Consider the following 12,108-nt stretch of genomic DNA (forward strand, 5'->3'; position numbering starts at 1 on the left):
TTCAATCAGTCATAATCTTTTTTTATTCACTGACGTTTACGCAATGGTAAGACGTCATACCAGTAATTTATACACGCAAATTAACAATAGGACAAATCGAAATTAACAAAAAGGCAATATTTATGTATATCTATAACATAAATACAAGCGCTTAAGCTACTCGTTCGAGGCGGATAAACTTATTTTCGGGGGTAAGTATCAATCTAAACCTACCTCGCACCCCTAAACTAGAAATGTAGGGGCGCAGGTAGTTTGCGGCAAATCGAATGGTTTTACCGCTGTCATCTACAACTTGTACTGAGCGATAACGTCCATGGTAGTAATCCATGCATTCGTTGTAGCTCAAATTTAATCTAAAATAATATTCAATCATGATTTAATTTAAGGCTTTTTCAACCTTCTCAAATAAATCGTCGCTCAGCGTATCTAAATCAGCTAAACGCTGCAGTTGTGTTTTCATTGCTGCAGAACGTACTTTATCGTAACGTTTCCACGACATAAAAGGCGTTAACATGCGTGATGCATTTTGCGGATTAATAGTATTGAGCTTAATGAGTAAATCACCAAGCAAAGCATAACCTTTACCATCTAGGCGATGAAATTGCGCGGTATTAAAGTGACTAAAACTGCCAATTAAAGCACGCACTCGGTTAGGGTTTGAAAAGTCAAAACAAGGATGTTCATACAGTGCTTTAATATTGTCAATTGCATCATCACCCGACTGCATGGCTTGCAGTGCAAACCATTTGTCCATTACTAATACGTCGTGTCGCCATTGGCTATCAAAATGTGCAAGCAAGGTGTCACTTAATGTATGCGACGCTTTTATAGCACCACTGAGCGCACCGAGCACATTGGTCATATTAGTTGAGCTTGCAGCTTCTTTTATAAATTCAGCCGCTGATAAACTGTCTGTTTTTGCTAGGTAATACAAACATTGTTGTTTTAATGAACGTATTGCCACAGCAGCCGCATTAACACTGCCATCGTCTTGAAGTGCTTGGTAACAATTAATAAATTCTTGTTCAAGGGTATCGGCTATTTGCTGTTCAAACTGCTGCGTAATAGTAAGAATAGCATCAACTGGGATCGTCTCAAACTCAGCTGCTAAGGTATCAAAGCTAGGGAGTTTTAACAGTTCAGCAAGTAATGCCAAGTCACCTGCTCTACTGGCTATTAATACCTGTAATGCTGCTATTATTTCATTACTTAATGGTTCAGGGTTTTTGCTTGCAATACCACGCTTAACCGCATTAATAAATAGCTGTTGCTGTGCATCCCAACGCGAAAAGTCGCTACGCGCAAAGCGCATTATGTGCAATAGGTCTTGATCGTTACTGTGCTGCTTTAATATACACGGGGCTGAAAAGTCTTCCAATAAAACGGCAACAGGTTGCTCTGCTAGCTGATCAAAATTAAATGTTTGCGTTGCTTTAGTTACATCAAGCACATGATCAACGCTCTGACCTTTATATTGTAACGGTACACTTTTCCCCTTGCTATCTAACAGCTCAATTGCAAAAGGAATATGCAAAGTATCGTTTTGTGGCTGATTAATTGGCGCAGCCTGCTCAATGGTAAGGCTAAACGTTTGCGTCTCGCTATGATAACTTTGTTGTACATTTAAACGAGGAGTACCCGATTGGCTATACCAGCGTTTAAATTGCTCTAAGTTAATATTAGATGCATCACTCATAGCACTTACAAAATCGTCACAGGTAACCGCTTGGCCATCGTGGCGTTCAAAGTAAAGTGTCATGCCCTTTTGAAAGTTAGTTTCACCAAGCAAGGTGTGCATCATGCGAATAACTTCAGCGCCTTTATCGTATACAGTCACAGTGTAAAAGTTATTCATTTCAATTACTTTTTCTGGACGAATAGGATGCGCCATAGGCCCTGCATCTTCACTAAACTGGTGAGTACGCATTACTTTAACGGCATCAATACGGTTTAGCGCGCGCGAGCCCAAATCACTGCTAAATTCTTGATCTCTAAATACTGTTAAGCCTTCTTTTAACGATAACTGAAACCAATCTCTACAGGTTACGCGGTTGCCGGTCCAGTTATGAAAGTATTCATGCCCAACAATAGATTCAATGGTGTGATAGTCTTTATCGGTAGCGGTTTCTTGATTTGCCAAAACACACTTACTATTAAAAATATTAAGCCCTTTATTTTCCATCGCTCCCATGTTGAAAAAATCAACGGCAACAATCATATAAATATCAAGGTCATATTCTAAATTAAAACGTGTTTCATCCCACTGCATCGCTTTTTTTAGTGAGCTCATTGCATGCGGTGTTTTTGACAAGTTACCTTTATCTACAAATAAGGCTAAATCGACATTCTTACCACTTTTTGTAGTATAGCTGTCATTTAATACATCAAAGTCACCCGCCACTAGCGCAAATAAGTAACTTGGCTTTTTAAACGGATCTTGCCACTTAGCAAAATGACGACCGTCTTGCGTTTCACCACTATCTACCATGTTGCCATTAGAGAGTAACTGCGGGTATTTTTTGTCTGCTATTATGGTTACATCGAATGTTGATAAAACATCTGGACGGTCCATATAGTAAGTTATTTTTCTAAAACCCTGCGCTTCACACTGAGTACAATAAGCCCCACCCGATAAATAAAGTCCTTCTAGGGAAGTATTTGTTTGCGGAGAAATTTCGGTCACTATACTAAGTTGGCAGTGATCTGGTAAATTATTAATAATGAGTTGCTCACCCACTATTTTATAATCGCTAATATCATGAGTATCTATTGAGAGCGACACTAAGCGTAAATCAATACCATCGAGTACTAAAGGTGCCGTTTTAGCGCCCACGCGGCTCAATGTAAGTAGCGCAGTGACTCTTGTTGTTAACGGCTGTAAATCAAAGTTAAGCTCGGTGTGGTTAATTAAAAAGTTTGGCGCTTGGTAGTCTTTTAAATATTGTGTTTGCGGTTTTTGTGCGGCAGTCATAAATACTCCAAAAACAGCCTCTTTTATGTTTAAAAGAGGCTGTTTAAATTAAGCTGTCTGTTTAGGTTTAATACGTAATATTTTAATACCTAAATAAGCGTAAATAATTGCCAAGACAGGGTTAATTAAATTAAAGAAAGCATACAGTGCATAGTCAAATGGATTGATCAATAACACACTTTGCATATATGCACCACAGGTATTCCATGGGATCAGCGGGCTAGTAATTGTGCCGCCATCTTCTAAGGTACGCGATAAATTAACCGGCTTTAAACCACGGTTTGCGTATTCTTCTTTAAACATCCGCCCCGGTACCACAATAGCAATATATTGATCCGCTGCAATGACGTTTGTACCAATACAAGTCGCTATAGTTGCAGTGATTAACGACCCTGTGCTTTTTGCGATTTTAAGAATACTCTTAACAAACACATCTAACAGCCCCGTTTTTTCCATAATAGCGCCAAACATCAGTGCCGTCATAATTAGCCAGGTTGTTGTAAGCATACCTGACATACCGCCACCACTGAGGAGCGCATCCATATTGTCGTCTTGGGTACTAATACTAAAACCATCAAAAAAAGTGGTCCAAATTAATTTAAAGTAGCCTATTAGCTGGCCTTGGCTTATGTCTATTTGGCTGGCAATTAAATCAGATTGAAACAACACAGCCCACACAGCGCCAAGTACCGCGCCTATCGATATAGCAGGAAACGCTGGCATTTTGCGTATCGCAAGTACTAAAAGTACAATTAAAGGCACTAGCATTTCTAAACCAATATTAAAGTTTTGCTGCAAAATAGCAGTAATTTCATCAATACGCCCTGCTTCACTCGATGCAGTCGCGTTAAACCCCATAAATATAAAGATTATTAAGGCAATTACAAAGCTCGGTACTGTAGTCCATAGCATATGCTGAATATGTTCAAATAAATCTGCCCCCACAACCGCAGGCGCTAAATTAGTAGTCTCTGATAGTGGACTAAGCTTATCGCCAAAATACGCGCCCGATATAACCGCACCAGCCGTTACTGTTTGCTCTAACCCTAAGCCTGTAGCAACGCCTAATAAAGCCACACCTATTGTAGCCGCTGTGGTCCACGAACTACCAATGCTCATTGCTACAATGCCACAAATTAAACAACTAGCTGCATAAAACCAACTCGGATTAATAACCTGTAAGCCATAGTAAATTAGCGTAGGTACTGTGCCCGAAAGCAACCAAGTGCCTATTAACGCACCTACCATAAGTAAAATTAAGATAGCACCTAACGACAAGGTGATCCCTTCAATCATCGCATCTTCTAGTTTTTTCCAATTGTAGCCATTTTTTAGACCTATTAATGCTGCTGCAAAAGTAGCAAATAACAAAGCTATTTGATTTGGCCCAGAAGAGGAATTATCACCAAATAGATAAACAGCCGCACCAAGTAAACAAATGAGAACTGAGATTGGAATGAGTGCATCAAAAAACGAGGCGGGTTTTATTGGTTTTTCTTCTAATGACTTCAAGATAAAGACTCCTACACACATCTAATGCATGTTAATTATTCTTCTTAGCACATACAGCGCATTAATCGAGCAACATTGATCTAGCTCAACTTTGTGTAATCAGCGATTATAACAATCTTGTAAATTATGGGTAGCAAAAAAGGCGCAATTGCGCCTTTTTTTATAGAGGTAAACCAATTATTACTTTTTGGCTATACGCCCGTATTTAATATAGTCTTGAGTGATCAGGGCTGCTTCCTCTAAAAATGGATCCAGCTTTTCAATTACTTCCGGCACATCATCTAAGTTTTCGATTGGTTTTTCACCTAAACGCGCTAAACGCTCATTAGTACGCACTAAAGCGCGTGCTTCATTTTCATCTTTTTCTTTAATACGCTGAGCTTCTACTAACGAAATAGTTTTGCGGTCTTTCTCTTCGTTGTAGCGAGTAATGTCTTCAAATACATAATTAAACTCTGGCTCTGACTGAATACGCTGCGCATGTTGCTTATCTAAATACGTAATAATCGGTTTTAAGTCACCCATTTCTTGGTATCTAGCGCGTACTATGCTATCCCACGGCAGTGCATTATCTTGTTTGCTTTCTCCCCACTCTGCGGGATCAATTGCAGATGGAAACGAAATATCAGGAATAACGCCTTTGTGTTGTGTGCTACCACCATTTATGCGGTAAAACTTAGCAATTGTATACTGCACACTGCCAAGCTCGTTGTCGTACAGGTCGTACGCTCGCCCTAAGCCTTTGTGCTGTTGTACAGTGCCTTTACCAAAGGTTTGCTCGCCAATCACAATACCGCGACCATAATCTTGTATCGCTGCTGCAAAAATTTCAGAAGCAGATGCACTGTATCTGTCTACTAGAACAGTTAACGGGCCATCGTAGTACGTAATACCATCGCGGTCTTTCTGCTCTTCAATACGATTATTAAGAGTGTGAATTTGTACCACTGGGCCTTGGTCAAAAAACAATCCAGAAAGCTGTGTTGCCTCGTATAAAGAACCACCACCGTTTTGACGTAAATCTATAATAACACCGTCTACTTTGGCTTCTTTTAGTTTAGCCAATTCAACTTTTACATCTTGCGACAAGTTATTATAAAAGCCAGGAATTTCAATAACGCCTATTTTACTGGTTAAATCGGAATACTGTGCTTCAAACACTTCAGATTTAGCTGCTCTGTCTTCTAGGCGTATTTTATCTCGGGTTATTTCAACTATTTTAGGCGTACCGTGCGCATCAGCGCCTTTTAAATACTGTAAACGTACTTTTGTACCTTTAGGGCCTTTAATTAAATCAACCACGTCATCTAAGCGCCAACCTATCACATCAACAAACTCTTTACCGTCTTGGGCAACGCCAATAATGCGGTCATCGGCTTTAATTTGTTGTGATTTATCGGCAGGACCACCCGGTACTAAACTGCGAATAACGGTATAGTCTTCGTCTGGGCTTAATACTGCACCTATGCCTTCAAGCTCTAGGTCCATATCCATTTTAAATTGCTCTGCACGGCGCGGCGATAAATAAGAGGTATGCGCCTCTATACTGCGTGCAAGCGAATTCATTACTATTTGAAAGGCATCTTCGGATTTTGATTGTACTAAACGCTTTTGTGCATTTTTATAGCGCTTTACAAGTACATCCTTTATACCTTCCCAATCTTTACCGGTCATTTTTAAGCGTAGTGCGTCATATTTAACGCGCTCACGCCATATTTCATCAAGTTCGTCTTGGGTGGTTACCCAATCAGCATCTTCTCGATCAAAAAAGTATTCATCTTGTTTATCAAACGTCATCTCATTTTCAAGTAATGAAAGCGAGTAATCATAACGCTCAAAGCGACGTTTAAGGCTTAGGTTAAAAATATCAAACGTAAAGCCTAACTTGCCGGTTACCAATGCGTTATCAAAGCCATTACGATATTGCTCAAATGACGCAATATCGCTGGCTAAGAATACACTTTTATTAAAATCAAGGGATTCGATATAACGATCGTACACTTTACTTGAAAGCTCATCGTTAAATCGAACCGGTGTATAGTGTGAACGAGTAAATAAGTTAACCACTCGTTTGCTGGCTGTAGCATGTTGACTTTCTTGCTTGAGCAACGGTAAGTCTTTTAACGTAACGGCTTCAACGGCAGCAAATAATGAACCTGAAAACAGGGCAGCAACTAACGGAATGAGCGTAAACTTTTTACTCATACACAACTCCTTAATTTATTTTCAGCTTAAATAATGTATAAGCTGTCAGCTTTGGTTTTAACTTGCATACCAGTCACTAATTCAACATGAACGTCGTCTTTGTTCACTTCAGTGATTATTGCATTAACAAGTGCTTGGCCAAGTTTAACCTTAACCTTATTATTAACCTTGACCTCACTTGCTGGTAAAGGTTCAATTTTTCCTGAACGCTTAACCGGTGCGGCTTTAGCTGTTTTATCTGCTGAAGTAGCATTTTTAGCGGCATGAGCAGGTTTCTTTTTGAAAGATTTTGCATCTGCATCTGGACGCGGACGTTGCTGCTTTTTGCGTTTAGCCATTTTCGCGCGGCTTTCTTCCAATGCTTTTTGTGCATGGTCGATATGCTCTTGCTCAACTTTTTCAGCTTGATTACCATCAAGATCAATACGAAACTCTGACTTAGTCACAGCTTCTAAATAACGCCAGTTAGACGTGTATTTTCTAAGCGCTTGGCGCACTTGAGTCTTGCTTACTTTTTCAGACCCTTCAATACGCTCAGCAATATCTTTAAAAATACCGACTTTAAGCGGTTTGATACCGTCTTTTTGTTTAAAACACTGCGGGAATTCTTGATATAAAAATTCCAACACTTCGTTCATATCTTTTAGCTTGTTTGTGGTTTCCATTTTAGAACCTATTTTTCACATCTTTTCATCAAGGGACGAATCAACATAGTGTATTACCCAGTCGACCAATTCTTCGAAGTCGGCCTCAATTACAGCCATATCACCACGAAGGTGTTCCCAAATACCATTAATTGTTTCATCGATAAATTCACACTCGGCTTCGTCTGGTAGACGATCCCAAGCAATATGAATCAAATCATTGAGCGTTTCCGCTACATGTTCTTCATCGCCTTCCCAATCGCCCACATCTTGTACGGCAAAAAGGTAGTCTTGAACATTTAGCAAGTCTTTCATTATAGGCTTGCCTCTAAGCATTTTACTAATGCTTCAAGACCCGCTTGATCGTCAGTATCAAATCGGCTAATACTTGGGCTATCTATATCAAGTACAGCAAATACTTTACCAGCTTTCATAATAGGTACAACTACTTCAGAATTTGACGCTGCATCACAGGCTATATGCCCATCAAAAGCGTGAACATCTTCTATTAATTGTGTTTGTCCGGTTGCAGCGGCGGTTCCACATACACCCTTTCCTACCGGAATTCGAATGCAAGCTGGGTTACCTTGAAACGGACCAAGCACTAATTCGGTAGGTGAATCCATAAAATAAAAGCCCGCCCAATTTACATCATCTAATGAAGTAAATAACAGCGCGCTTATATTTGCCATATTAGCAATTACATTCGATTCACCGCCTATCAGCGATTGCGTTTGCTTAACTAATGACTGGTAAAAATCGTGCTTTTGCATACCAAACTACTTCTTATTAAACATACAGTAGCTAAAGGTACTCTTTGTCGTGAAAAATTGAAACCTTTTGCGGCTAAAAAAAAGGAAAATGCACGCTTTATCAGCATGCTTGCTTAATAATGCTACGATTATTTTTTTGCGGTTTTACGCAGCCCAAACAAAAACAGCCCTGCAGCAAACCCAGACATCACACTATTTATTAAAAATATCTCGCCCGTAGTAGCACTAAGTAAGTAACTAAAAATAGCGCCGCCTAATAAACCAAGCGTTAAAACCCCTGAATAATTTACTTTAGCGTACTTAAACATAAGTAAGTAACCTGGCACTACAAATGCGGCCATCGTTAACCCTACAATATGTGCGTTTGCTATTGCCGTCATCAATAATTGAAAAAATATTGATAAAAAGTCGCCACTCATAGCAAGGCCATAATAAACACCCAACATACCACCAATAATGATTGGGGAGAGTAATGAAAGCCCGACACTTTTTGCAAGTTGATGTTTCATCGTAAAATCCTTAAATATACAAACATAAGCCTCAATAATATAAGCATGCCCTAAGCGAGGTAGCTTATAAATAGAGACTATGGTCGTAATTTAAACTTACAAAACAAACGCGTTATTTTATATGAGGCACAAAAAAGCCCGCTAATTAAGCGGGCTGTTTTGTTATATGGTGGAGAGATAGGGATTTGAACCCTAGATGGGCTATAAACCCATGCCGGTTTTCAAGACCGGTGCATTCGACCACTCTGCCATCTCTCCGATACTGCTATAGTTAAAAATAAGAGTGTATTTTAAACTATTTTAAATAAATGCTTATTATTGATTTTAAAAACCAATAACACCATTTATTTGTTAAATAAGTGGTGGAGAGATAGGGATTTGAACCCTAGATGGGCTATAAACCCATGCCGGTTTTCAAGACCGGTGCATTCGACCACTCTGCCATCTCTCCGCACGGCCTGAATAATAGGGAAAGCGCAGAGGTTTGTGAAGCTTTATTTTAAATTAATTGTTTAAGTGATTAAAAAACAACTAATTTGTTTAAAGTTAAAGCAAAAGTGGCCTGTATTAATTGTAATTGAACTTTTATTTAAATATTTCACTCTATTGAACTACAAAGGTTTGCCCAAACATATAAGAGTTGTTAATCTAAATTTAGTTAAATTATCGGAACTACTCAGTTTCAACCACAGGAGCTCTACAATGGCGTTTAATCAATCGTACAATACCGCTAAACCGGTAATGTCTACCATTGAAACAAACAAGGTGCTTAAAAACACCTACCTATTACTTGCTATGACACTCGCATTTAGCGCTGTTACAGCGGGTATTTCAATGGCACTACAGTTACCATACTTTATGGGATTAGTGTTCACACTTGTCTCGTTCGGCTTATTATTTGTAGTAAATAAAAAAGCAGAAACTGCATCTGGTGTATTTTGGGTATTTGCTTTTACCGGCTTAATGGGCGCAGGCCTTGGCCCAATGCTTAACCACTATGCAGAAATGCCTAATGGCCCTATGCTAATTATGCAAGCGCTGGGCTCTACCGCGCTGATATTTTTTGGTTTATCGGCTTATGCACTTAACACTAAAAAAGACTTCTCATTTATGGGTGGCTTTTTAACGGTTGGTTTAATCGTTGTTATTGTGGCAAGCATTGTTAATATTTTCATCGGTAGTTCACTGATGTTTATGGTACTTAATGCTGCTGTGGTATTAATTATGTCTGGTTTAATTTTATTTGATACCAGCCGTATTATTAACGGTGGCGAAACAAATTATATTCGCGCAACTGTGTCACTTTACCTAAGTGTATATAACTTATTTACTTCATTACTTGCTCTGCTTGGCGCAAATAATGACTAATTAAAAAGTTCTGTTAAAATAGCCCCTTAATTGGGGCTTTTTTTTGGAATAATTTTGTCGCGTTTCGTCTTGTCTTTACATACTCCACCCTCTGATCACGATACTACGCAGCGTTTAGTTAAATTTGCGCACGCTTGCTTAGCGCAAGGACACACCATAGACGCTATATTTTTATATCAGCAAGGGGTTTATCATGCTTCTAACCACTTTGATCTTCCCACTGATGAGCTACAAATTCCGATGTTATGGCAGCAATTAGCAGATCAAAAAATTAATTTAATGTTATGTGTAACCGCCGCTGAAAAACGTGGTTTAGACATTAAACACACCAATGTGTTTAATGTTGCTGGGCTTGCTGAATTTGCCATGCTTGCTAGTGATGCCGACAAATGGATACAGTTTAAATGATTAACGTACTCGTAATGAGCCAATGCAGTCCTTTTGATGACTTGCATATTCGCGACGCCCTAGACATGACCCTCATATTTGCAGCTGTCGATCAGAATATCAGTTGGCTATTTAGTGGCCCAGCTGTACTGGCACTAAAAAAGCAACAACAACCAAATATGCTTGGTATAAAAGATTTTTTTAAAAACATTAAAACATTGGAAATTTATGACGTTGAAAATATTTACGTCTGCGAAAAGTCACTACTCGATTATGGCTTAAACAAAAATGATTTATTGTTAGATGTGCAAGCACTAAACTTTGATCAGCAAAAAGCGCTAATTAAAACCCAGCAACATGTGGTGAACCTATGAGTAACCTACAAACTAATGCTTTGAGCACCTTACATATATTTTCTAAACCACTTAGCTACTACAGCGCCAATCGATTAGAAAACCTAATTCAAGCAACTGATATTGTACTTCTGGTTGGCGATGCCTGTTATGCAGCAAAGCAGTATCGACAATTTGCCGAATCATTGTTTATTTTAGCGCCTGATGCGAGTGCTCGCGCTATAAAGCTAAATAATAACGATAAAGTAATTAGCTATGACGAATTTGTAACCCTTAGCTTATCAACCAATCAATCTATTACCTGGTAACTTATGCTTGAAATTAACAACCAACAGCTTGAAACAGACAAACAAGGTTATTTACTTGACCATACTTTATGGTCAAAAGAATTAGCGCTCATTATTGCACAGCAAGAAAACATTAGTTTAACTGAGCAGCATTGGGAAGTTATTAACTTTGTTCGCAACTTTTACCTAGAATACAACACCAGCCCCGCTATTAGAATGCTGGTAAAAGCCATGGCTAAAGCACTCGGTGAAGATAAAGGTAATAGCCTATATTTATATAAATTATTTCCTAAAGGCCCGGCAAAACAAGCGACTAAAATTGCCGGCTTACCAAAACCTGCCAGGTGCATATAATGAATAATAAGTCAGCTAATAAGCAAGAGTACACAGCTAAACCCAAACGTAATACTGGCAGAACCTATTCTCGCAGCACGCTAAAAAGCGTCGCTTCAAAAAGAGAAATAAAACCAGCAATAGCTGCACAAGATATAAAAATAGTCTTATTTAATAAGCCTTTCGACGTTTTGTGCCAATTTACTGATGATGCCAACAGAAAAACCCTTGCTGAATTTATTCCTATAAAAGAAGTTTACGCTGCAGGCAGACTCGACAGAGACAGTGAAGGTTTATTACTGCTCACCAATTGCGGTAAATTACAAAATACCCTAACCGCACCGGGTAAAAAAACCAGTAAAACTTATTGGGTTCAGGTAGAAGGTGAGCCGAGCTCAGAGTCAATTGCTGCACTATGCACAGGCGTAGAATTAAAAGATGGCCTTACATTACCCGCTAAAGTGAGCATCATCAGTGAGCCAACGCTGTGGGCGCGAAACCCACCAGTAAGAGAGCGAAAACTAATACCTACAACTTGGCTCAGCATAACAATAAGTGAAGGGCGTAACCGCCAAGTTAGACGCATGACAGCACATATTGGGCACCCTACTTTGCGTTTAATTCGCTATAGTATTGGTAAGTACACCCTAGATGGCATTAAAAACGGCGAGTATAAAGTAATGACAGGTATAGAGCATACCTAACTGATGTAAACCAACTTACAATCGCTAATTTATAAGCCATTATTAACTTTAAATTAGCGTTT

14 protein-coding genes and 2 tRNA genes are annotated in these 12,108 nt (G+C 39.0%); 6 read left to right on the forward strand and 10 right to left on the reverse strand.

The features are described 5' to 3' along the window. Positions 1–151 precede the first annotated feature (151 nt). The 10 genes from PNIG_RS09385 to PNIG_RS09430 all read right to left on the reverse strand — a co-directional run bounded on the left by PNIG_RS09385 (position 152) and on the right by PNIG_RS09430 (position 9,065). On the reverse strand, positions 152–373 hold the full coding sequence (locus PNIG_RS09385) for a DUF2835 domain-containing protein (protein WP_089368355.1): 222 nt from the start codon (positions 371–373) through the stop codon (positions 152–154). Between the two features lie 3 nt (positions 374–376). Beyond that, positions 377–2,971, reverse strand: a complete 2,595-nt coding sequence (gene pepN / locus PNIG_RS09390) for an aminopeptidase N (protein ID WP_089368356.1) — start codon at positions 2,969–2,971, stop codon at positions 377–379. A gap of 48 nt (positions 2,972–3,019) precedes the next feature. Continuing rightward, complete coding sequence (gene nhaC, locus PNIG_RS09395; protein ID WP_011328355.1) at positions 3,020–4,504, reverse strand: Na+/H+ antiporter NhaC; 1,485 nt, start codon at positions 4,502–4,504, stop codon at positions 3,020–3,022. A gap of 159 nt (positions 4,505–4,663) precedes the next feature. Further along, the gene (gene prc / locus PNIG_RS09400; protein ID WP_011328356.1) at positions 4,664–6,688 is read right to left on the reverse strand and encodes a carboxy terminal-processing peptidase; all 2,025 of its coding nucleotides are present in this window, start codon (positions 6,686–6,688) and stop codon (positions 4,664–4,666) included. 26 nt (positions 6,689–6,714) lie between these two features. Beyond that, entirely contained in the window at positions 6,715–7,353 is a 639-nt protein-coding gene (proQ, locus tag PNIG_RS09405; RefSeq protein WP_086998613.1) for an RNA chaperone ProQ, read from the reverse strand. 15 nt (positions 7,354–7,368) lie between these two features. After that, positions 7,369–7,647 (reverse strand): hypothetical protein, encoded by a 279-nt coding sequence (locus PNIG_RS09410; RefSeq protein WP_011328358.1) that lies wholly within the window; start codon positions 7,645–7,647, stop codon positions 7,369–7,371. Further along, positions 7,647–8,105 carry a GAF domain-containing protein gene (locus PNIG_RS09415; protein ID WP_011328359.1) on the reverse strand — a complete coding sequence of 153 codons (459 nt, stop codon included), beginning with the start codon at positions 8,103–8,105 and terminating at the stop codon, positions 7,647–7,649. Before PNIG_RS09415 ends, PNIG_RS09410 begins: the two co-directional genes overlap by 1 nt. 128 nt (positions 8,106–8,233) lie before the next feature. Further along, positions 8,234–8,614: a hypothetical protein gene (locus PNIG_RS09420; RefSeq protein WP_011328360.1), complete on the reverse strand. Its 381-nt coding sequence runs from the start codon at positions 8,612–8,614 to the stop codon at positions 8,234–8,236. A gap of 167 nt (positions 8,615–8,781) precedes the next feature. After that, a tRNA-Ser gene (locus tag PNIG_RS09425) sits at positions 8,782–8,872 on the reverse strand. A 102-nt stretch (positions 8,873–8,974) separates the two neighbouring features. Next, positions 8,975–9,065 (reverse strand) — tRNA-Ser (locus tag PNIG_RS09430). A gap of 251 nt (positions 9,066–9,316) precedes the next feature. Here PNIG_RS09430 and PNIG_RS09435 point away from each other — a divergent pair. From PNIG_RS09435 to PNIG_RS09460, 6 genes are read left to right on the forward strand one after another with little or no spacing between them, the layout of a single operon-like run. Beyond that, a complete protein-coding gene (locus PNIG_RS09435; protein WP_041454448.1) occupies positions 9,317–9,982 on the forward strand; it encodes a Bax inhibitor-1/YccA family protein in 666 nt (221 codons plus the stop codon). Between the two features lie 54 nt (positions 9,983–10,036). Beyond that, a complete protein-coding gene (gene tusD / locus PNIG_RS09440) occupies positions 10,037–10,390 on the forward strand; it encodes a sulfurtransferase complex subunit TusD (RefSeq protein ID WP_011328362.1) in 354 nt (117 codons plus the stop codon). After that, positions 10,387–10,743, forward strand: coding sequence for a sulfurtransferase complex subunit TusC (tusC, locus tag PNIG_RS09445; RefSeq protein ID WP_041454449.1), 357 nt, complete (start codon positions 10,387–10,389; stop codon positions 10,741–10,743). Before tusD ends, tusC begins: the two co-directional genes overlap by 4 nt. A gap of 20 nt (positions 10,744–10,763) precedes the next feature. After that, entirely contained in the window at positions 10,764–11,030 is a 267-nt protein-coding gene (tusB, locus tag PNIG_RS09450) for a sulfurtransferase complex subunit TusB (RefSeq protein ID WP_041454715.1), read from the forward strand. Positions 11,031–11,033: 3 nt separating this feature from the next. Further along, on the forward strand, positions 11,034–11,363 hold the full coding sequence (locus tag PNIG_RS09455; protein ID WP_089368357.1) for a TusE/DsrC/DsvC family sulfur relay protein: 330 nt from the start codon (positions 11,034–11,036) through the stop codon (positions 11,361–11,363). Beyond that, the gene (locus tag PNIG_RS09460; RefSeq protein ID WP_089368358.1) at positions 11,363–12,046 is read left to right on the forward strand and encodes a pseudouridine synthase; all 684 of its coding nucleotides are present in this window, start codon (positions 11,363–11,365) and stop codon (positions 12,044–12,046) included. The genes PNIG_RS09455 and PNIG_RS09460 overlap by 1 nt, the downstream gene beginning before the upstream one ends. Positions 12,047–12,108 lie beyond the last annotated feature (62 nt).

This window comes from Pseudoalteromonas nigrifaciens, assembly GCF_002221505.1.
Classification (GTDB): Bacteria; Pseudomonadota; Gammaproteobacteria; order Enterobacterales; family Alteromonadaceae; genus Pseudoalteromonas; species Pseudoalteromonas nigrifaciens.

Excerpts from the sequence above, each read along its gene's own strand:
- PNIG_RS09385 (WP_089368355.1), bottom strand. The coding sequence starts at position 373 with ATGATTGAATATTATTTTAGATTAAATTTGAGCTACAACGAATGCATG.
- pepN (WP_089368356.1), bottom strand. The coding sequence starts at position 2,971 with ATGACTGCCGCACAAAAACCGCAAACACAATATTTAAAAGACTACCAA.
- nhaC (WP_011328355.1), bottom strand. The coding sequence starts at position 4,504 with ATGTGTGTAGGAGTCTTTATCTTGAAGTCATTAGAAGAAAAACCAATA.
- prc (WP_011328356.1), bottom strand. The coding sequence starts at position 6,688 with ATGAGTAAAAAGTTTACGCTCATTCCGTTAGTTGCTGCCCTGTTTTCA.
- proQ (WP_086998613.1), bottom strand. The coding sequence starts at position 7,353 with ATGGAAACCACAAACAAGCTAAAAGATATGAACGAAGTGTTGGAATTT.
- PNIG_RS09410 (WP_011328358.1), bottom strand. The coding sequence starts at position 7,647 with ATGAAAGACTTGCTAAATGTTCAAGACTACCTTTTTGCCGTACAAGAT.
- PNIG_RS09415 (WP_011328359.1), bottom strand. The coding sequence starts at position 8,105 with ATGCAAAAGCACGATTTTTACCAGTCATTAGTTAAGCAAACGCAATCG.
- PNIG_RS09420 (WP_011328360.1), bottom strand. The coding sequence starts at position 8,614 with ATGAAACATCAACTTGCAAAAAGTGTCGGGCTTTCATTACTCTCCCCA.
- PNIG_RS09435 (WP_041454448.1), top strand. The coding sequence starts at position 9,317 with ATGGCGTTTAATCAATCGTACAATACCGCTAAACCGGTAATGTCTACC.
- tusC (WP_041454449.1), top strand. The coding sequence starts at position 10,387 with ATGATTAACGTACTCGTAATGAGCCAATGCAGTCCTTTTGATGACTTG.
- PNIG_RS09455 (WP_089368357.1), top strand. The coding sequence starts at position 11,034 with ATGCTTGAAATTAACAACCAACAGCTTGAAACAGACAAACAAGGTTAT.
- PNIG_RS09460 (WP_089368358.1), top strand. The coding sequence starts at position 11,363 with ATGAATAATAAGTCAGCTAATAAGCAAGAGTACACAGCTAAACCCAAA.